Annotated in this window: 15 protein-coding genes; 7 read left to right on the top strand and 8 right to left on the bottom strand. The window is 62.9% G+C overall.

The features are described 5' to 3' along the window. The first annotated feature begins 9 nt into the window (after nt 1-9). Entirely contained in the window at nt 10-561 is a 552-nt protein-coding gene (locus NL241_RS34280; RefSeq protein WP_494396371.1) for a nuclear transport factor 2 family protein, read from the top strand. A gap of 1,196 nt (nt 562-1,757) precedes the next feature. On the opposite strand, the gene NL241_RS34275 is transcribed toward NL241_RS34280, so the two are convergent. The 7 genes from NL241_RS34275 to NL241_RS34245 form a co-directional block, all read right to left on the bottom strand. Then, a complete protein-coding gene (locus tag NL241_RS34275) occupies nt 1,758-2,399 on the bottom strand; it encodes a TetR/AcrR family transcriptional regulator (protein WP_494396370.1) in 642 nt (213 codons plus the stop codon). 83 nt (nt 2,400-2,482) lie between these two features. Then, the gene (locus NL241_RS34270) at nt 2,483-4,168 is read right to left on the bottom strand and encodes an MCE family protein (RefSeq protein WP_494396369.1); all 1,686 of its coding nucleotides are present in this window, start codon (nt 4,166-4,168) and stop codon (nt 2,483-2,485) included. Further along, entirely contained in the window at nt 4,168-5,337 is a 1,170-nt protein-coding gene (locus NL241_RS34265; RefSeq protein ID WP_494396368.1) for an MCE family protein, read from the bottom strand. The genes NL241_RS34270 and NL241_RS34265 overlap by 1 nt, the downstream gene beginning before the upstream one ends. Then, nucleotides 5,334-6,653, bottom strand: a complete 1,320-nt coding sequence (locus NL241_RS34260; protein WP_494396367.1) for an MCE family protein — start codon at nt 6,651-6,653, stop codon at nt 5,334-5,336. The genes NL241_RS34265 and NL241_RS34260 overlap by 4 nt, the downstream gene beginning before the upstream one ends. Continuing rightward, a complete protein-coding gene (locus NL241_RS34255; protein ID WP_494396366.1) occupies nt 6,650-7,714 on the bottom strand; it encodes an MCE family protein in 1,065 nt (354 codons plus the stop codon). The genes NL241_RS34260 and NL241_RS34255 overlap by 4 nt, the downstream gene beginning before the upstream one ends. Further along, complete coding sequence (locus NL241_RS34250; RefSeq protein WP_494396365.1) at nt 7,704-8,735, bottom strand: MCE family protein; 1,032 nt, start codon at nt 8,733-8,735, stop codon at nt 7,704-7,706. The genes NL241_RS34255 and NL241_RS34250 overlap by 11 nt, the downstream gene beginning before the upstream one ends. Next, nucleotides 8,735-9,937, bottom strand: a complete 1,203-nt coding sequence (locus NL241_RS34245) for an MCE family protein (protein ID WP_494396364.1) — start codon at nt 9,935-9,937, stop codon at nt 8,735-8,737. Before NL241_RS34245 ends, NL241_RS34250 begins: the two co-directional genes overlap by 1 nt. Before the next feature lie 224 nt (nt 9,938-10,161). Here NL241_RS34245 and NL241_RS34240 point away from each other — a divergent pair, with 224 nt between their 5' ends. The 6 genes from NL241_RS34240 to NL241_RS34215 all read left to right on the top strand — a co-directional run bounded on the left by NL241_RS34240 (nt 10,162) and on the right by NL241_RS34215 (nt 19,573). Then, on the top strand, nt 10,162-10,923 hold the full coding sequence (locus tag NL241_RS34240) for a hypothetical protein (protein ID WP_494396363.1): 762 nt from the start codon (nt 10,162-10,164) through the stop codon (nt 10,921-10,923). A gap of 655 nt (nt 10,924-11,578) precedes the next feature. Continuing rightward, the gene (locus NL241_RS34235; RefSeq protein ID WP_494396362.1) at nt 11,579-13,252 is read left to right on the top strand and encodes an acyl-CoA synthetase; all 1,674 of its coding nucleotides are present in this window, start codon (nt 11,579-11,581) and stop codon (nt 13,250-13,252) included. A gap of 1,204 nt (nt 13,253-14,456) precedes the next feature. Continuing rightward, nucleotides 14,457-15,806 carry a guanitoxin biosynthesis MBL fold metallo-hydrolase GntH gene (gntH, locus tag NL241_RS34230; protein ID WP_494396361.1) on the top strand — a complete coding sequence of 450 codons (1,350 nt, stop codon included), beginning with the start codon at nt 14,457-14,459 and terminating at the stop codon, nt 15,804-15,806. Between the two features lie 48 nt (nt 15,807-15,854). Next, entirely contained in the window at nt 15,855-16,841 is a 987-nt protein-coding gene (locus tag NL241_RS34225) for a CobW family GTP-binding protein (protein WP_494396360.1), read from the top strand. Between the two features lie 87 nt (nt 16,842-16,928). Then, nucleotides 16,929-19,310, top strand: a complete 2,382-nt coding sequence (locus tag NL241_RS34220; protein ID WP_494396359.1) for an arylsulfatase — start codon at nt 16,929-16,931, stop codon at nt 19,308-19,310. 71 nt (nt 19,311-19,381) lie between these two features. Next, nucleotides 19,382-19,573: a hypothetical protein gene (locus NL241_RS34215; RefSeq protein WP_494396358.1), complete on the top strand. Its 192-nt coding sequence runs from the start codon at nt 19,382-19,384 to the stop codon at nt 19,571-19,573. A gap of 1,021 nt (nt 19,574-20,594) precedes the next feature. Here the strand turns inward: NL241_RS34215 and NL241_RS34210 are convergent. Further along, a complete protein-coding gene (locus tag NL241_RS34210) occupies nt 20,595-21,539 on the bottom strand; it encodes an aldo/keto reductase (RefSeq protein ID WP_494396357.1) in 945 nt (314 codons plus the stop codon). Nucleotides 21,540-21,548: the final 9 nt, after the last annotated feature.

Below are 21,548 nucleotides of genomic sequence, written 5' to 3'. Positions count from 1 at the left end.
GAGGTGCTCATGAACACTGATTTAACCGAGTTGGAGTCACGGCTTCGGCAGCTGGAAGACCAGCGCGATATCAGCCGGCTTATCGCTTCTTACGGCCCGCGGGTCGATGCTGCCGACGCAGACGGGGCGTCGGCGTTGTGGGAAGGGGACGGCAGCTACTATGTCGAAGGCTGGCGGATGAACACCAGCGGCGACATTCACGCCATGGTCAGCTCGCCATCGCACCGCGAATTGGTGGCCGGTGGCTGCTGTCACTTCCTAGGGCCGGCCGTCGTCACTGTCACCGATGACTACGCCGTCGCGATCTGTGAATCGTTGGTTCTGCTGCGTAATCAGGCATCGGCCCCCGTGAACAAGCTCGACCTCGAAGCCTGGCGCACCTCGCCGGCCGAATACACCGTGTGGCGGGCGAGTGTGAACCATTTCCTCCTGCACCGCTCAGACGGCCAGTGGCGTATAACGGCGCGCACCAGCCGACTGCTCGATGGTAATCCCGCGGCGCACGCCCTTCTGATCGCGGGCCTGGCCGGCGCCGAGGTCCCAGGGGGCAATCAGCCGTAACCGGAATGCCCGCATTGGCTTCTTTCTCCATTCGCGGTTGCAGGTACCGGGGACCAGCCAGACCCGGCCAGGCTGATCTGCCGCTGCGTTCACTGGTGTAGCGCCTACTCCTGGGCGATGGTGATCCGTCACCGTGTGAAACCTCTCGGCTTCGCCCGTATAGGGACGGGCTGCGTCAGCGTCGGCTCTGCTGGAATCAGAACTAGTCAAACAATTGTGGTGTCAGCAGCTCCGAGCCAAATCTGCACTTCAAGGCTCCGAAGGGCGTCGCGTGACGGAAAGTCCTGCCTGCAAGTGTGATTCGGCCGAGTCGATTCGATCAGTTAGTTGGGCGGCGGCCACCCCGCCCAACTTCTTGTCCTTCGTCCTTGAAGCGGCGCCATTGGCGCCAGTGGCACATCCCTAAAACCGCGCCAGGTACTGATCACAACGTCGGATTACCCCCGCCCCTAGCGGAGCACGCTCCAAGGCCTTAGCGCCGCCGTGTACACAGAAGCCGAAAAACGCTGCGTAACACTCATTTAAGAATAGGCTGAGCCCTAGGGCCTCGGTTATCGCGGAGTTGCATCACAGTGACGAATTGAAGTTTGGTGCAGGTGTCTAGGAACCAACGGTTCGCAGGCCCGTATCTCCGCTATTGATGTAGTGGACATCAAAGTGGGATTCCCGGTGGTGGACATAGTGTGTGATCGCTGTCATCGGCGCACTTCAGGGAAGCCGAGGTGGTCAGAAAAATTGGGAAGCCACACTGCGGCGCCGCCGACGACGACTGTGGCTTCTCAAGTTTGATGTCCACCTCTCAAACGAAATGTCCACACGATGTCCAATTGGACATGAAAGTGGGGCTTTTCGCCCGGCAGGACGTCACAGCGGCATGGCGTTACCTACATGACGGAAGCGAAATCTGTGCGGGCCATCCGAGACAGGAAGCGAGACAGCGGGATTATGGAGAGCGAGTGCCGGAGTGGGGTGTATGACTCAATGGCGTATCTTGGCGGTGGCCTTTGCATGCGGTGACGTCTCGCCCGTTGAGCTGTAGTGCGTTTCCGGACACTGCGATTCGGCGGCGGGTCCGCGGACGAGCTGCAACTTCGAAGTGATTGGGCGCCTCCCTTCATTGGTGCCCATCCTGTATTGGGTGCCGCTGCCTTGTCCGATCCCGACGTGGGGCTGTCGCGCGTGGTGCTCTGGGGGTGTCAGCGCGAGCGACGCTTTGCCCGGCCCGGCCGGCTGGTGCTTGATTTCAGGTGATCGATCATGAGTTGCGCCATTGCTTCTTGTTGGGGTTGCGTTGGCAGTGGCACGTCGGTGACCAGCTGGCCGACCATCAGGCCTACTGGCGCAGCCCAGAGGAGATCAGCGATCGCGGTTGCGTGCGGTGAGGGTGTGCCGATGAGGTCGGCGACGCGGTTCAGGCCCGGTTGAAGAGCTTCGAGTTGTTCGATGGCGAGGGTGGATCGCATCGAGCGGGTGGCGATCAGTATCTCCATGGCCGTCATGCTGGCTGGGTTCAGGAAGGTCTTCCATGCGGCGTCGGCGAGTGTGGTCATCCGGAGTTCGGCGTCGTTGATGCCCTCGATTTCATCGGCGAGATCGTTGACGGATGTGACTAGCGCGTTGACGGCGTGGTCGATGACTGCCCGCAGTAGCCCGTCTCGGTCACCGAAGTGATATTGGACTACTCCGGTACTGACGCCGGCGCGTTCGATGATGTGTCGGGTGCTGGCTGCGGCGAAGCCTTCTTCGCGGATGCAGCGGATGGTTTCTTCGATGACGAGTTCGCGGGTGCGGTCTGCGCGTTCCTGGCCCTTGCGCCGGGACCGTCGAGGCGCGGTCATCGTGTTTGCGTGGGTTCCGGGGGTGGCACGCGATTGATCCTAGGCGGCGGCTCGGGCTGGATGGGCGTGCGGCGTCGGCGTGGTCATGTCCGGCGCGGGTCGAGCATCAGCTCAAGCCAATTTTCTGCGGGTCGAATGGTCTTGTCGGCGGCGGCGAATACCCCTACTCGCCCGTCCCCGTCCTGAAAGAGTCCGCTTGTGGGGTCATAGGTGGACAATTGTGGGGCGGCGATGCCTGTCGGTTGCTGACTGGCCGCAACAGGTGCCTCGGCGGGTAGCGGGGCCGGTGGTGTGGGCGGGTTCTGTCCGTAGGGCGGTACCGACAGCTCCGGTGGGGGCGCATAGGGCAGCGGGGCCTGCTGCGGCCCCGGTGTGACTGGTGGCACCGGCAGCGGGTAGGGGGCGAACTCGGCCGGTCCCGGCCCCGGTGCGACTCCTGGGGGCAGTTGTACCACCGGGGGCCCGGGGTCGTAGTCGGCGCCCGGTGGGATGTAGGGGAACTTGTTGTAGGGCAGTTGGTTCCGAGGATCGGTGATTGGCGTGGCTTCGGGTACTGCCGGTCCGCGCCAGGCTTGGTTGCCGATCGGGATGTATCCGGCCGGGTCGCGGCAGAGGGCAACGGTGGGCGCTCGTTTGCCGGAGAACTCCTGGCAGGGATAGTTGCGCGCGCCGCGCACCACCGATGATGAGTTGTGTGGCACTTTGCAGTACATGTCCGTGGGTAGGTCGCGCAAGGTCTGGTCACCCGGTGAGCGGATCTGTGGCGGGGGGATGAACCCGACGTTGCAGGGCGGCGGGTCGCCCAGGCCGAGTTTGAAATCGACCTTCACGCCTTCGTCGGCGGGCAACTGTTCGGCGGCGCTGATGAGCACTGCGGTGACTGCGGGCAGGAGTACGAGGGTCTGCTCGATTGCTTTGTGATAGACGACTCCGATGCGGCCGAAATTGGCGAGGTTGGCTGCAAGCATGGGGAAGGACGGGCGAATGCCGCTGAAGGCGTCGGAGGCTGCGTCGGCTGCTCCCGGCGCGGTGTCGAGGAGAGTTCGCAGTTGCGGCTCGGCTGATCGTAATTCCGTGGTGAACCGGGCCAGCCCTTCGGCGAGTGACGTGACGTTTTCGCCGCTGCTGATCTGGGCGTCGAGCACGGGGCCTAGGCGCTCGATCAATGCCGTGGTGTCTTGGCCGTGCGCGTTGAGTTGGTCGAGCAGATCTTTGCTCGAGGAGATGAGTCGAGCTAGCTCGGGTCCGGCGCCGTCGAACGCGATGGTGGTTTCGTTCAGGACGGCGTCCAGCTTGCTCTTGTCCAGGGAGTCCGCCAGGTTCTGCGCTTGGCGCAGCAGGGTGGCGACGTCGCCGCTGAGCTGGGTGTGGGCGCGGTCGATGACCGCTCCGTTGCGCAGCGTGGCCACGGAGTCGCCGCCGGGGGGCGGAACGAGGTCGACGTATTGTTCACCGATCGCTGACACGCTTCTGGCGGTGGCGGTGACGTCCGCGGGAATCTCGGTGTCGGAATTCAAGCGCATGTGGACGTCCACGCCGAGATTGTCGGTCAGCGTGACCGCCGTGACAGTGCCCACGGTGGAGCCGCGGTAGGTGACGTTCGCGTGCGGATAGAGTCCGCCACTGGCCGCGAAATGGGCTGTGGTGGTGTAAGTTCCGATGCCGAGGGCGGCAGGCAACCGCAGGTAGAAGATTGCCACCGCGCCGATGGCGAACACCGTGACGATGGCGAAGATGCGTAGTTGCCAGCGGATCGCCCGGGTCAGCATCAGCGGGGTCCGTTCTGTGCCGGGGGTATTGAGAACGGGTCTGCGGCTTGGCCGGAAAGGTTGGCTTGTTCCCCGATCAGGAAGTCCGGGGTCGTCAGTATTTCGCTGAGGTGTTTCATGTTCGGGTCCAGCGGCGATGTGGTGAAGATGTTCTCGCCCAGCCGTCGCGTGGTGAGGTCGAGGGTGGCGATGGCGTTGAGATAGTCCCCGCGTACCGCTTGCTTGATGCCGGTCTGTGGAAACGGGTAGGTGGCGATGATCGGTAGGGCGTCGATGAGTTGTTGCGCATGGTCGTTGAGCGGCTTGATCACGGCGTAGGCGTCCACCAGGTCGGCGGTGAGGTCGTTCTTGGTTTGTTCCAGGATGCGCGCTGCGATCTCGCTGAAACGCTGCAATGCTGCGAAGGTGTCGACGATTCGTTCGGCGTTGTCGTTGAGGACTCGGGAGGCTTGCGGCAGGGCCGCGAGCGCGGCCGTGACGGTGGTGTCGTTGGCCGCGAACGTCGCAGTCAAGCGGTTGACGGACTCCATGGCGGCGATGATGTCGTTGCTCTGGCGATTGGCTGCGTCGGCGAATCGGGCCAGATTTGGGACGAGGTCGCCGAACTGGTCGGCGCGTCCGGCCACGGCGTTGTGCAGCTCATCGGTGATGTCCTGTAGCGCACCCAGATTTCCGTTGTTGACCACTACGCCCAGCCCGGCCAGAACCTCTTCGGTACTGGGGTAGCGTCCTGCTCTCTGCAGGGGTATGAGGGCGCCGTCGGTGAGCAACCCCTGGGGCTTGTCCATTGAGGGGCCGGAGAGTTGGACGTGTTGAGAACCGAGCAGTGATGTCTGACCGAGGGTGACGGTGGCGTTGGCTGGGAGTTCTACCTCCGAGCTCAGCGACAGTTGCAAGGCCGCATAGAACGTGCCGTCCGGCCGTTGTCGGACCTGCTGGCCCGACACACTGCCCACTGTCACGTCATCAACGAGAACCGGGGAGTTCTGCGGCAGGGTGGAGACATCGGGCAATTCCACGGTGACGGTGAAGGATCCTGGGCCATGACCCACGGTGCCGGGCATGTCGAGGGAGTTCAGCCCGCCGAACTGGCACCCGCTGACTACCGCGGCTGCTGCGGTGAGTGCGGCGAGCCGTCGTGTCGTACCGCGCGGTGAAGTGGGTGTCATCGACCGGGCTCCGTGGCTGGGGGAACGATCGCCGGGGGTAACAGCAGGTCTGCGATGTCGGTGTCCGGTGTCATGGTCGACGGTGGGGATCCCGGCAGCGGTTGCCATTGCAACTGTGACACTGGGGTTTGGGCCTTGGCCTGGGTGGCTGGGGTGTCGTAGATCATCTGGCCCTTGTAGGCAGTGATGGTGTTGATCGGGTGGAACAGGATGGGTGGGAAGTTCATCATGATTCTTCTGAGCACCGGCGCCATGCGTTGCCGACAGATCTCCGTGCGCTTGTAGTACTCCGGTGTAGCTGCTGCGTCGAACACCCCGGCGCAGAGGAATTGAACCGGGTTCGCGAAGTTGGGTAACGAGAGGATCGCGCCGATCGAACCCTGGGCAGGGTTGTAGATGTTGTAGAAGTTCGCCAGTCCGTTCGGCGCGACGTGGAGCACCTGTTCGATGTCTTCGCTGTGCTGGGTCAGCAGCGTGGTGAACTCGGTCAGTGTGGACACCTGGGCGCCGATGACGGTGTTGTTGGTTTCGAGGAACGACTTGACCTCTGCCAGCGCTGTATTGAGCGCTTCCAGAGAACTGTCGAGGTCGGCGGAGCTGTCGGCGAAGACCTGCGACAGTGCGGCAACGTGTCCGGTGAACTGCACGATCTGCTCGTTGTTCGAGGACAGGGCGTCGACCAGCGTACGCAGATTCTTGATGGTGCCTACCAGGTCGAACCGTGAATCACCCAAGCGACCGGCCGTTGTGGACAGCTCTCGGATCGCCGTGCGGAATGACTCACCGTTACCGGCTACGGTGTCCGCGGCTTGATTGATGGCGCCACTGAGGGGACCCTGCAGATTCCCGGCCTGCGGGCCCAGCGTTGCGGCCAATCTGGTGAGCTCGTCCTTGACGTCATCCCATTCGATGGGGACCGCAGTGCGATCAGCCGGGATGACAGCGTGGTCGGCCAGTTGCGGGCCTTCGGCGTACAGCGGTCCGAGCTCCACCACTCGCGCGGAAAGCAGGTTCGGTGCCACGATGATGGCCTTGACATCGGCGGGAACCGGAACTTTCTGCCGGACAGTGAAAGTCACCGCGGTGTTGTCCGGTCCGGGGGTGATGGAGCTGATCGACCCCACCGGTACGCCCAGGATCTGCACGTCATCGCCCGGATACAGACCCACGGCGGACGGGAAATGTGCGGTGACAATCAGTGGCGCGGACCGCGGCCATGCGGTGCTCACCCCCGCGATCAGGACACCGACCAGTGTCACCAGCACGAGCAGACGGATGCGTCCCCGACAGGGCAGGCTTTGACTTGATTGGATCATGGTGACTTGGGCCTGATGATCGCGCGGTCGCTGATGAAACCTCGCAGGAAATCGGCGAGACTGTCGGGGAGTTTGCCGGGTTGGAAGTACGAATCGAGCAGGACTCCGCCTATCGTGGGGGGAGGTACCCCGAAGACATTGGCCTGGAAACCAGGGCCAGATCCGACCACCTCGCCGAGTGCCGTTGCATAGGCCGGCAATCGGGTCAGAGCCGCGGCGATGTGCTCTCGGCGCTGGTTGAGGTTGTCGAGCACCAGGTTGAGTTTCGTCAGTGCCGGCCCCAGCTGTTCTTGGTTGTCCCGGACGAATCCCGATAGCTGCTGGGAGAGCCCGGTGATGCCGGAGATCATCTGATCGATGGCCTGCCGGCGTTCGGCCAGCTGGGCGAACAGCAAGTTGCCGTCGGTGATCAAGGTACTGATCTGCGCCGAGCGTCCGGCCACCACCTCGGAGAGAGATTTCGCCTGCGCCAGAAGCTGGCCTACCTTGGCGTCACGGGCGTTGACACTGCGCGAGAGGGCGGTGATCCCGTCCAATGCTGCTCGCACCTCAGGAGTGGCGTCACCCATTGCCGCAGTCAGAGTGTCGAGCGCTTCGGCGAAACGGTCCTGGTCGAGCTCGCCGACATTGTGTCCCAGATCCTGGAGTGCATTGTTGAGCGTGTAGGGAGTGGTGGTCCGCGACAGGGGGATTGTGGTCACCGACCGAGCGCCGCGGGGCGTGACATCGACGGAGCGTTGGCCGAGGACTGTGTCGGTTTTGATCGCGACAAGGGATTGGTCTCCGACGCGGATCTTGCGGTCGACGGTGAAGCCGACCTTGGCGGCCCGATTGCTGATGTCGAGGTCCACGTTCTCGACGTGCCCCACGGTGTAGCCGTAGATCTGTACCGGGTTGCCGGCGACGACACCGCCGGCGTGGGCGAAGTAGGCGACGTAGCGTTGGCCTTGAAGCCAGAACGGCAGCGTGGGATAGCCAAAGGAAACCAGGACCAGGCAGGTGATCACCGCGATCCCGAAGATGCCGGTGCGCAGGGGATCTCGTTGCGTGTTACTCGACAAAGTCGCACCGTCCGTTGTTGGAGGCGGGGGGCTTCACCGCGGGAAGGAGGATGTCGCTTCCGGCGGGTCCGTTGATCTTGAGCTTCACCGAGCAGAAGTAGATATTGAAGAAGGAACCGTAGGCGCCCAGGGCGCTCATCCGCAGATAGTCCTCGGCCAAAGGCTCCACTGTGTTGTTGACATCCTGCTTGCGCTCGTCGAGCGCGGTGGCAAGGGGCCCGGCGTTCTCGATCACAGCCTGGAAGGGCCTCCGGGCCGTGCTCAGTACGTCGGTGAGATCCCGCTGAGCCGCGGCCAGCGGTGGCAGTGCGCCGGCGATGGGCTCGCGTCCCTGGCTCAGAGTGGTGATCAGCTGCTGAAGCTGATCCACACTGGTGTCCAGGTCGGCGCTCTTCTGGTCGGCGGCGGCGAGGACGGTGGTGAGGTTGTCGATGGTCTCGCCAATGAGCTGGTCACGGCTGGCGAGGTTCTGGGTGAAGTCGGAGGTGTTGGCCAACACGTCCGACAGCGTGGCGCCCTTACCTTGGAGCGCGTTGATCAATGCGTTGCTCACCTGGTTGAGCTTGGCTCCGTCCAGACCTTTGAGCACGGGCCTGAGGCCACCGAGCAGAGCGTCCAGATCCACCGCGGGTTCGGTACTGCTGAGTGGAATCGTCGCTTCAGGCGGAAGTTTTCGGAGCTCTCCAGGTCCGGTGAAGATCTCGAGATAGCGGTCGCCGGTCAGATTCTGGTATCGGATTGCCGCTCGGGTGGAGGCGTAGAGCTGTTGGCGTCTGTCCACGGTGAAGGTGACCGTGGCGTGCTGCGCGTCGATGGTGACGTCCTCGACGGTCCCGACCGCGATGCCGGCGATGCGGACGTCTTGTCCCGGCTCCAGTCGGGACACGGAGGTGAACTCGGCGTGAAAGACGTTGGCCGACCCGAATCGGAACTGGCCGAAGGTGACGACAAGGCCCGCCAGAACGAGCAGCATCACACTGGTGAAGACGGCGACTTTCAGCCCAGTTCCTCGGGTGCGCATCAGTACTCATCCCGTTCGGCGTAGGCACCGTTGAACAGGAACTGCAGTGTTGACGGGGCGTCGAACTGCAACTCGGTGTTGGGCTGATAGGGGACGTAGGCATTGTCGGTCACCAGAAAGGGTGGTCGGTACCAGGACCCGCCGCCCTGCTTGGTGGGTAGATGGGGCAGGCCACGGCAGTTCGGGCCGCCGGAGGCGTTGACCAGTGGAAGGCTCTCCGGGTAGGTGTAGGCCGGGGACCCGGGGATGAACCCGGCGTTGACGAACAGTGCCGGCTCCCTGCCTCCGATGTTGGGGCCGAACTTCCTGTAGGCGTCGTCGAGTGCTGTGATGACGCAGCCGTATTCGGGTGAGTACTCGCTTAGCACGCGCAGCGGGGCACGGAGCCGCTGAATGGCCGCAACCAGGTCCGATTCGGCCGGCGCGAGGGTGTCGGCACCGGTGGTGGACAGGGCGGTGGTCGCCAACAGGGTGGTGGTGAGCTGGTCACGTTTGTCGACGACGGTGCTGCTGATCGACGGGATGTTGCCCAGGGTGGACACCAAGTCGTTGGCGGCGTCGCTGTAAAAGTCCGCAGTGGTGGTCAGTTTCTGCACATCGGCCTGTAGGGCGGGCAGGCTCGGATTCACGGTGGCCAGGTAGTCATCCAGCGTGGCCAGCGCATCCCCAAGTGCATTTCCGTTGCCTCGCAGTCCATTTCCCAAGGCCGTGACGGTGGCGTTCAGTTTCACCGGATCCACCTTGTCGAGGGTGTCCAGCAGTGACTGGAACAGCGTGTTGACCTCGACGCTGACGTCGGAGGCGGACAGTTGCGCGTACGGCTCGAGGTGGTTCGCCGACGACTCCGCGGCCGGACGCAGTTCGACGGATTTGGCACCGAAGATGGTGTTGCTTGCGATGTGAGCGGTCACGTTGGCCGGGATCTTGGCCAGTTCGTCGCTGCGGATCGCCAGGGTCAGGCTGGCGGAGTCGCCGGTGTAGGCGATGCGGGAGACTTTGCCCACCTGAACGCCGAGAAATTTGACCTTGGCATCGCGATCCATCACGAGGCCGGCTCGCGGTGAGTCCAACATGACCGTGGCGGTTGGGGTGAAGGCCCCGCGGTATCCCATGTAGGTGATTCCCGCGCCAACGATGCATGCGGTCATCAGAACCGCCGCAGACAGACGCACCTTCGTGGTCCGTCCCCACTGAACTGCCACCGTCACCCCTCGAACGCCCGGACACTTGTTGCCTTCGAGTCGGCGCCGAGTGAGGATCCAGGGCAGACTCAAAAACTAGCACCTGTTATAACATCACGAGTGATATAAAAGATAGCGTTCGGCGTTCTGCACACCGACAATCCATTTCCGTTGACGTCAAATTCTTTTCGTCGTCGCGCCCGGGCAGTAGCCGCCGGTCGCTCTCACCTGCGGAGGCACTCCTGATGGCCGACATGATCCGACACGACCACGCGAAGGCCGCCGCCGACCGGCGGGGTTTCTCCGGGCTGCAGAAATCGCTCTTCGGAGTGCTGGCGTTCTTCTTCGCGATCCATCCGGTGTTCTGGTACCTGGAGATGCACGCAGGAGTACCCCAGCCTGTTGCGTCGACGATCATGGTCGTTGTTGTCGTTGGCTGTTTCGTGACCGCGCTGGCGCTGCCCTGGTTCCGGGTGGGGGATCGCCGCGGGTGGTCCAGGGGTGATCGCCTGGGCGCGATGGTCATCGTATGGGTCTTCATCGCGCTCATCCCGCGGTTCATCTGGGAACTGCCCTGGCTGTTGTTCTTCGATCAGATCGTCGAGGGCGTCGAGAACGGAGCATTGTGGACCTACATGTGGTCGCCAATCCTCCTCGGAGGGGACGCCCGCTACCTCAACGGTGATCCGCTCATCGTCTGTCTGGAGTGGATCGCTTTGTTCGTCGGCGCCTTCGAGGCTTACGCTCTGGTTCAGTTCTTCCGAAACAATCGGCGTTTCACCAGCATTCAACTCTCACTCATCATGGCCGGCATGATCGTGGAGGTCACGCTCCCCGCGGTCTATTTCGGCGTGGAGATCGCGAACAATCTCGAAAGCATGTCGTCACCGGCGGAGATGTGGGTGAAATTCATCCTCATCAACGTGCTGTGGTGCACCATGCCGTTGCTCACCTACTTCTGGGGGGTGCGCAGACTGGTGACGCAGAATCTGGACGTGCACTTCTGACAACTGATGCCGGCGTGTAGTGGCTTGACGAATCCGCAGTCGTCATTCCAGCTTCAGTGAGCCATCAGTGATGCAGCTGCAGGCCATCCCGCGCAGAACCAACTGAGTACGGACGATCGGTAGCCCTTCAAGCCCCGGGGGTTACCGCGCAGACCGACTCGAAATGAGCTGCGATACAGTGGCGTTGCAGAGCGCCGCGGGATTACAGGTTGTTAGCAAGCGTCTCGCAGCAGATTGTCCGACTAGGTTATCGAAATGACGATTCGTAAAGCGCCCGCGTCTAAGCCATCTGGGATGATCGCGCCGAGATACTTCCAGACGGCTGTCTGACAAAAGTCCAGCGGTGCGGCGGACCTGCGTCCTAGATCTTGGTACATCAGACAGAAGGGTTACGACACAACGGGTTTGAGCGGTTACTTCAACTGGGCCTGCCGCTTGCTGACAATGGCGGGTAAACTAGACACCTGTCCAGGTTGCTTCTGGCATGGTGTGCGTCAGAGGAGCGTTAGGTGGCGGCTGCCGCACCTAAAGCTGCGCCATCGGTGTGGCACTCGGCAGTTCTAAGGCTGAAAGTGTGGGTACCGCAGTTGAATTGAAGGTCACGGCGACCAAGAAGTGCGACTAGGCTGGATGAATCGTTAGTGGAGGTAGGCCCGTGGCCAACGAGAACACTCGGTTCGACCTGTCGACGGTGTTTACGACTGTGGCGGGTGCAGTGCCGGACCATACAGTTTTGGTCTGGCGCAACGAGCGCCTCACCTACCGCGAGATGAACGCCCGCATCAACGGTGTCGCCAACTTTCTCGTCGCCTGTGGGATGGGCTGTCATACGGAGCGGGCCGACCTCCGTGGACACGAGTCAGGCCAAGACCATGTGGGCCTGTACCTGCGCAACGGCAATCAGTACCTCGAAGCCATGATCGGAAGCTACCGCGCCCGCGTTGCACCTTTCAATGTCAATTACCGCTACGCCGGAGACGAACTGATCTATCTCCTGCGGGATGCGCGTGCCAAAGCTCTGGTCTACAACGCTGAGTTCGCACCCCGCGTCGCCGCCATTCGCGATCAACTACCCGATCTGCAAGTTCTCATCCAGGTCGACGATGGCACACGAATACCACTGCTGGCCGGGGCGGTCGGCTTCGAATCGATCGTCACGACACCCGAACCCCCCGGCGGCCTACCGACACCCAGCGCAGACGATCTGTTCCTCATATACACGGGGGGCACCACCGGCATGCCGAAGGGGGTGATGTGGCGACAGCACGACATCTTCATGACATCGATGGGCGGTCGATCGTTCGGCTCGAACGACAGTCTCACCTCTTACGCCGAACTCGCCGAGCGTGCCGGCCAATCCGCCGGAGCGGTGTCGCTACTGATGATTCCGCCATTCATGCACGGCGCAGGCCAATGGGCAGCGTTCTATCTGATAACCATGGGTGGCCGGATCGTCATCCCCGATCACGTCGATCGTCTTCGCCCAGGTGCCGCACTGCGCCTAGCCGAGCGTGAGCGCATCGTCAGCATCCCGGTGGTGGGAGACGCGATCGCACGACCTCTAATCGATGAGATCGAGACCGGCCAGTATGACTTGTCGAACCTGGTGACGATCACCAATGGGGGAGCTGCACTGTCACCGACCATCCGTGACCGGATCATGGATGCGCTTCCGAACGTGATGGTTGTGGACGCCGTTGGTTCGTCGGAGTCAGGCACCCAGATGAACACGGTGGCGATCAGGGGCGGCACCTCCGCGCCCGTCTTCTCCCCGTCCGCAGACACTGCGGTGGTGTCCGCCGACTTAACCCGCGTGCTGGCGTCCGGCGACGGGGAAGGTTGGCTGGCCCGGCGCGACTGCATCCCGCTCGGATATCTCAACGACGAGGACAAAACCTCGCGCACCTATCCCATCATCGAAGGCACCCGCTGGTCTATCCCCGGTGACCGCGCAATAGCCCTGGCCGACGGGACCATTGAGCTCCTCGGCAGAGACTCCATGACCATCAACTCCGGTGGAGAGAAAATCTTCGCCGAGGAGGTGGAGCGCGCCGTCGCTGCACACCCCGGTATCTACGACGTCGTGGTCGTCGGTCGTCCTTCTCCGCGCTGGGGACAGGAGGTCGTCGCGGTCGTGCAGCTTGCGGAAGGCGCAACGGTCGGCGATGACGACCTGGCCGAGGTCTGCAGTCAGCGGATCGCCCGATACAAAATCCCGAAAGCCTTTCTGAGGACCCCTAAGATCGTACGATCGCCGGCAGGCAAGGCTGACTACCGGTGGGCAAAGGAACTGGTCGTCGACAAGCCCGCCGGACCGCGACCTGAATGAGCTGGCGAAGACCGACCCGGCCGCGTCGCTGCTTGTAGCTCTTGAGAAGATTCGCATAGGGATCGGCATTCGCCGACGGGATCTCGATTTTAATCTCCCTGTCAGCCAAGAAATATCTCAATTGCCGCCGGCGCAAGACCCCCCGGTTGTGCTCGTTATCACCAAATGAGGTGAGGGTCCGATTGATTCTTCTTCACGCTTCACGGGGTGATTGTCAGATGTGATGGTGAACGCGAGATGGCGCTCACTGTGGCTGGAAACTGCGCACGGTAACGCAACGGGACCGCCTCTTCGCGCCCGGGCTTGCTCACGAGGGTCGACGCCATCCTCTGGGCCGCCTGCGACCGGCGGGCAATGCTGTTGCGGTGCTCCTAACCGTGTGCCTCCGCGTGCCGCCGACCTCGGCTGTCGCTACGGTAGGAGCAACGACCTTGGCGCCAGTGGAAATTGCCGAACCAGTAGGGAAAGGTCGCGCCATCGGATGGCCCTCAACCCGCAGTCATGGGTCGTGTAAGCCACCACTGCCTTAGGCGGGGCGTAAGAACACTGCCGAGCGCCACTGTGGAAGCATTCTGCGTCGCAGGCGAGATACTCGCAGGGTCTATCACAGTGACGAATTGAGCCCTGATGGGAAAGGATCTGCAAGCAGACATTTTGCAGGCCGACGCCAGCGTCAGCGAGGTGTGGACATAAAAGTGAGAATTCACGGTGTGGACATCAAGTGAGAACACCGCTGACAGTGCAGGCCAGGCGAGCGGGGGTGGACATGAAACTTGAGAAGCCACAGCCAGTGTGGCTTCTCAAGTTTTGTGTCCAATTCTCAAGTGAAATGTCCACCTGATGTCCAATTGGACATGAAAGTGAGATTTTAGGGCCCTGCGGAGCCTCTTGACGAGCGACTGACACTCATTCGGGACAGCGTCGAGTATGCGATGGGCATGCGAGGCTAAGCCCGAGACGTTGCGAGGTGGGCGGGGCGGTCGAGAAGGATCGCTCCGTGCGGGGTCACGCGTAGCCGAACGGTGGGTGAACCCGCTCTCTGAGAGTCGAGGGCGGTTCTATGCTGCGGGGACGACCGGCGGGGGGGCTGTGGTGGCGACCGCGGTGGGTGCTTGACGCGCCATTTTCCCCTGGTGAGCGATCTTTCAGCAGTATGGTGAGCCTTTGCTAGAAAACGCAGGTGTTCGCAACGGGGGTGCGATCCATGGAACGACCCGAGAATCCGAGCGTGGCAGCGTCGGCGAATCCCACCGAACCAATGCACGAAGCGTCGGTGCCGACGAACCCCTACGGTGCCAAGCCGGGTGGCGGGATTTCGCTGCCGCCCTACTACAAGCCGACGCCGTCGGTCATCAGTCGCAGCACCTACTTCCCGGGCGTGGAGAAGCTCGGCAAGGACGAGATGCGTATCTCATTCGTTGGCAGCTGCCCTTTCCCGCCGCGGCGCAGCCAGGCTGGCACCTGCATCATGGTCGAGCTGGGCAACGGCGACCGTTTCTTCTTTGACTTCGGACCCGGCTGCCTGCGGAATATCTGCGCGATGCAGGTGCCTGTCTCGCTGGTGAACGACATCTTCTTGACCCACCTTCATGTGGACCACTACCACGACATCTCGTACCTGCTGCCGTTCTCCGCGTGGGCGGGGCGTTGGAAACCGTTGCGCGTTCACGGGCCCTCGGGTCGAACTCCCGAGTTGGGCACCACAGCGATGGTCGCGTGGATGAAGCAGATGCTGCGCTGGCATTTGGAGAATTTCGACGCCTCTCCCATCGGGGACGGCTACGAGGTGGAGGTGAATGAGTTTGACTGGCGGGACGATAACGGGCTGTGTTACGACAAGAACGGGGTCCAGATTCGTCATTGGCGGCGTTCGCACATCAAGGATGGGGCGTCGGCCTACCGCTTGGACTGGAACGGGCTGTCGTTCGTGTGGACGGGGGACGGGCGTCCTGACGAACTGACAATCGAGTACTCCCGAGGCGTCGACGTCTTCGTCAGCGAGTTGCAGCAAGACCTGCCGAACCTGCAATTCCAAAAGATGGGCATACCCGAGACGATCTTCTCCTACACGATGGACACGTCGCATTCGCCGCATTACGCGGTGGGTTACATGATGAAGCAGATAAACCCGCGGGCCGGTGTGGTCACCCACCTGAGTTATGACGAGGACACGACCGCGGAGACGGTGGCCGGAGTACGCGCGCACTGGGATGGACTGTTCCTTTTCGGCGCACCGGACGTTGCGGTGCTCAACGTGACCAAGGACGCGATCTGGCAGCGGATGGCCGCGCTGCCCGACGCCGGGGGCTCGGCGTCGGCAACCGGCGAGCTGATGGAGAAGGCAGCGGCAGCGGGGGTTGCCCCGCCCACGAAGGTCGCCTTCCCGAACCCGCGGCTGCCGCGCGAGGAGCAGCAAGAGCAGGCGACGCGAGACCTCGAGATCGACCCGACTAAGTACTACCCACCCGACGTGGCCCGCGACCTGCTGACGCAATGGCCGAAGGACTTCACGATCGACCTCGAGCAGATGCGCGGCCCACAGGCGACGCCCTGAGACAGTGCGCCAATCAGACGGGGCGGCAACAGTATTCCGGAGCACGAGATGACGACGGATCAGCGGGTCATTCCGCTGACCGTGCTGACCGGGTTCCTCGGCTCGGGGAAGACGACGTTGCTCAACCGCATTCTCAGCGGCGGTCATGGTCTGCGGGTGGCCGTGCTGGTCAACGACTTCGGCTCGATCAACATCGACGCTGAACTGGTCGTCGGCGTGGACAGCGACATCATTAGTCTGTCCAACGGCTGCATCTGTTGCACGATCCGCGAGGACTTGGCCGCTACCGTGCTGGCGACGATCGAGCGACCTGAACGGCCCGAATACATGCTGCTCGAAGCCAGCGGCGCGGCCGAGCCGTCCGGCATCTGGTCGACCTTCACCGCGGACCGCTTCTGCGATCGCATCCGGATGGACAGCATCATGTGCGTCGTGGACGCCGAACAAGTGTTTGCGGTTCCTGAGTTGATGGAGTTGAAGATCCGCCAGATGGCCTTCGCCGACATGATCATCCTGAGCAAGGTGGACCTGGTGGACCGGGCCGGGATCGATCGGATCATCGAATGGTTGACCAGCCGCTTCCACCGTTTCCGGCTGGTCGAGGCTTACCGAGGCGACGTGCCGACGGAGGTCTTGCTGTCGGTCGGGCGTTTCGATCCGGACAACACCGAGGCCAACCTTCGTCGCCACGGTTTCGACGTGCACGACCACACGGCGGCCTTCCGCACGTGGACTTACGAGACCCGTCAGCCACTCCTGTTGGAATCACTACGGGAAACCGCCCGCAACCTTCCGGCGACCGTCCTACGCGCCAAGGGCATCGTCTATTCGTCGGACGTGCCCACGCGGAGGGCGGTGCTTCAGGTGGTCGGCAAACGCGTCGACATCTCCATCGGTGACGAATGGGGTAGGCGGATACCGCGCACACAGATCGTGGTCATCGGCTCTGCTGGCGGCGTCGACGAAGATATGCTCCGCGCTCGATTTGAGAAGGCACTCGCGCCCCCATCGCAACTGTCGCCGTTCCCCCTGTAGCCCACGAGTTGCAGGAAACAACATGTGGTATTCGCCGATGTCGGGGACGCCTCGCTCCTAGTCTGTGAACGGTCGGGAAACGGTTAAATGGAGGCGTTCGTGATGGTGGATGGCCCGGTTTCGCGCACGATCCTCCCGATCCCTGATGTGCCGCATGTCGGGTTGGCCACGTATGACGCGAAGGACCCGGACACCAGCTATCCGCCGATCCGCGATGTGCGCCCGCCCCAGGACGCGCCCAACGTACTGGTGGTCCTGATCGATGACGCTGGCTACGGCGCCAGCAGCGCCTTCGGCGGGCCGTGCCAAACCCCCAACTTCGAGAAGCTCGCCTCGGGTGGCCTGAAGTACACCCGGTTGCACACCACCGCACTGTGTTCGCCCACGCGGGCGGCTCTGCTCAGCGGCCGTAACCATCACTCGGCCGGCATGGGCGGTGTAACCGAAATCGCTACAGCTGCACCGGGATACAACTCGATGTTGTCAAACACCAAGGCGCCGCTGGCGGTCACGCTGAAGCTCAACGGGTATTCCACGGCGCAGTTCGGCAAGTGTCACGAGGTACCGGTGTGGCAGACGAGCCCGGCGGGTCCGTTCACCGCCTGGCCCACTGGCGGGGGTGGGTTCGAGTATTTCTACGGTTTCATCGGTGGGGAGAACAATCAGTTTCACCCCGCCTTGTATGAGGGCACCACGCCGATCGAACCGTCGAAGTCTCCTGCCGAGGGGTATCACCTCACCGAGGACCTGACGGACAAGGCGATCGCGTGGGTGCGCCAGCAGCAGGCGTTGGTGGGGGACAAGCCGTTCTTCATGTACTTCGCGCCGGGTGCCACGCACGCGCCCCATCACGTGCCGAAGGAGTGGATCGACAAGTACAAGGGCAAGTTCGCGCACGGCTGGGATAAGCAGCGCGAAATCACCTTTGAACGGCAGAAGGAACTGGGTGTCATCGGCCCCGATGCGGTGCTGACGCCGCGGCATCCGGAAATCCCGGCCTGGGACGACATGGACGCCGCTCTGAAGCCGGTGCTGGAGCGTGAGATGGAGGTCTACGCCGCGTTCATGGAGCACACCGACCACCATGTCGGCCGGCTGCTCGATGCGTTGGGACCCGCGCTGGACGACACGCTGGTCTACGTGATCGTCGGCGACAACGGTGCCTCGGCGGAGGGCACGCTGCAGGGCGCGTTCAACGAGATGGCCGGTTTCAACGGCGTTCCCGAGCTGGAGACTCCGGAGTTCCTATCGTCCAAGCTCGATGAGTTCGGCGGCGAAAACTCTTACGGCCACTATGCGGTGGGCTGGGCGTGGGCGATGGATACGCCCTATCAGTGGACCAAGCAGGTCGCCTCGCATTGGGGTGGCACCCGCAATGGCGCGATCGTGCACTGGCCCAACTGGATTGACGACAAGGGCGGCACGCGCAACCAGTTCACCCATGTCATCGATGTGGCGCCTACCGTGTTGGAGGCTGCGGGCATCCCGCAGCCGGTGATGGTCAACGGCGTGCTGCAGAGCCCGTATGAGGGTACGAGTCTGCTGTACAGCTTCAACGACGCCGACGCCCCGGAGCGGCACGAGACGCAGTACTTCGAGATGTTCTGCAATCGTGGCATTTACCACAAGGGGTGGAGCGCGGTGACCAAGCACCGCACGCCCTGGGCGAGCAGTAAGGAGCCCGTGCCGGCGTTCGACGACGATGTCTGGGAGCTGTACGACGGCAACGTCGACTGGACACAGTCCAAGGATCTTGCAAAGGAGAACCCGGAGAAGTTGCACGAGCTGCAGCGGCTTTGGCTGATTGAGGCGGTCAAGTACAACGTGCTGCCGCTCGATGACCGACAGCTTGAGCGCTTCATCCCTGAGAAAGCCGGGCGGCCGACGCTGATCAAGGGCAACACCCAGATGTTGTACGCCGGCATGGGCCGGCTCTCAGAGAACAGTGTGCTCGACGTGAAAAACAAGTCGTTCGCCGTCACCGCCGAGGTGGGGGTGCCAGCCGACGGCGCCGAGGGCGTCATCATCGCCCAGGGCGGTCGGTTCGGCGGCTGGAGCCTCTACGCCACGGAAGGCAAGGCCAAGTTCCACTACAACGTGCTGGGCATCAAGTCCTTCGATGTGCAAGCGGCCGAGCCAATCCCTAGCGGCACGATCCAGGTGCGCATGGAGTTCACCTATGACGGCGGCGGCATGGGCAAGGGTGGCGACGTCACGCTCTACTACGACGGCACCGAGGCCGGCAAAGGGCGCGTCGACGAGACCCAAGCCATCATCTTCTCCGGGGACGAAACCACCGACATCGGCAACGAAACAGGCACCACCGTCAGCCCCGACTACACCGCCCACACCAGCAGGTTCACCGGCACCATTAATTGGGTCCGCATCGACCTCGGCGAGGACGCAAAAGACGCCGACCACTACATCGACCCCGACGAACGCTTCCGGGTCGCAATGGCACGCCAATAGCGACTCCTGGATGTCATGAGGCACACCATCCCTAACACCGTCACCGCGAGCCAGCCACAGAAGGAGAGCAGATGAGTGTTCTACAGGCGAGGCACGCCGCCGCGGAGGCCCTGTTTCACGCGATCCGCGAGGAGGTTGGGCGCGCAGACCAGTACGCCGACCGTGCAGCAGTTCTCGAAACACTCGCACACGCGTACTCCATGGTGGTCGAACCTGGTCATCCAGAACCGGGTAAGGAAGCGGTGAAAGCAGTCCTCGGCTGATATCGAAGGAGCATGCCGTAGGGGTTGTGGCTGGCCGCCTATCGGCCTAGCTAGCTCAGATCTTCGATTCGTCCCAAGCCTCATCCGACAAGTCGGCGATCGCCGTCAGGCAAAGGCCAGCGGGTCCCATACCCGCGTGCCGATCGCCTGGATGTCAGCGGCGACGTCGCGCTGCAGCCGGATCAACGCAGCGAATGCAGCCAGCGACGTACTCGGGTGCCGACTGCTTTCTCGATCCGATTTCGCAACGCCACAAGCAGCTGACGGCGCCGGGATCACGCACACTGAGCGAGTCGCTCTTGACTAGTGCAGAGAAGCTGTCCGTCGTACTCCGCCTCCACGGCGAAGTCGGCGACCTGAGTGGGGGGCCGTCCGGGTGTCGCCAGCATGGGCGCGGTTTCGGGATGCTTCATCAGACTGGCACCAGTATTCGTCACGCACCCGGCCATGGTCGGGGGGTTTTATCGGCTGAACCAGCCGTGCGGGCGCGCCCTGGCTCTATATCCCCCAGCGCCACCTCCGGGCGCCGCTTCAGCCCCGCTAGCAGGCTCTTGCGGTTGCGTTTGCTGCAGGGACGGGACACCCGCGCAGTCCTAGGATGGCGACCGACCCATCCGGGACTGCTGGAGGACCTCGAGAACATTGAGCCCCACCAGCCCTGGGGTGCTAGCAGCCCAGGGCTCAAGGTCGCGCCGTTGTTGCAGTGGACAGGAAAGTGAGAATACGAAGGGTGGACATCGAGTGAGAACACCGCTGACGCCGCAGGTCAGCCAGCCAGGTGTGGACACGAAACTTGAGAAGCCACACTACTACTGCGTCGCGTCGATTGGCGCAAGACCTCCCCGAAGTGCTTACCGGTCATTGGGCGGCCACGGCCACTAGCACGCACAGGGGAGGCCCGAGCGGCACGGCGTCCTCGGTTACCGAAGTCAAGTGCGCCGCATGAACGGTTATGTGGGCGCGCTGGATCGATATGTGCACCAGTGAACTGGGGCTGGATTACCGGGAAAGGGGATGGGGTTCAGTTCTTTTGGAAAGCGTCCATGCCCGTGGCGCCGAGCAGCGGGTCCGTTGACGGGTTGTAAGCGGAGTCGAGCCGGGCCAGCGCCTCCTCGTCCAGCACGACGTCGCCTGCGCCGACATTCTCCTCGAGGTGGCCCACCGAACGGGTGCCCGCGATCAGCAAGGTATTCGGCGTGTGGGCGAGCAACCAGGCCAGGCCGACCTGGGATGGCGTGGCGCCGATCTCATCCGCGATGGCAAGCGCCACTGGGTCGGCGGACACCTTGGGGAAGCCAGGAAAGGACGACCCGAGCGGGAAGTACGGTACCCACGCGATGCCCTCGTTGACACAGACGTTCAGCAGATCTTCCTGTGATCGGTTGAGCAGGCCATAGGAGTTCTGCACGCAGACGATGCCCGCCGGGAGCGCGCGCCGAAGAACATCGAGGGGGATGTTGCTGATGCCGATCGCGCCGATCTTGCCCTCGTCGCGGAGGGTGACCATCTCGGCGAGTTGGTCGTCGAGGTCTACGATTTGGTCACCCTCGGCCTGCAAGCCTGGGCCCAGGTCGAGGCGTCGCAGGTTGACCACCGGGATCTGGTCGAGACCCAGTTGGGCGAGGTCGGCTTCGACAGCGGCGCGCAACTCAGCGGGTTTCTGTGCGGCGGCCAGCGGGATCGCGCCGCCGTCGGCGACGCTGCGGGCGCCGACCTTGCTGACGATGACGACTTCGTCGGGGTAGGGCGCGAGCGCCATGCGTATGCGGCGATTGACCTCGCCGTCGGCATAGAAGGATGCGGTGTCAATGTGGTTCACACCGAGTTCGATCGCGCGACGAAGGAGGGCCACTGCCACTTCGGTGGACGTCGACTGCGGCTCTAGTTGCATGGCTCCGTAGCCAATTCGGGCCACCTCGAATCGGCCAATCCGGCCTAGCCCACCCGGGTGGGATGCTTCCATCATGGCGCTCCT

This window comes from Mycolicibacterium sp. SMGY-1XX (assembly GCF_059132455.1).
This window is presented reverse-complemented; position numbering and strand designations above follow the sequence as displayed.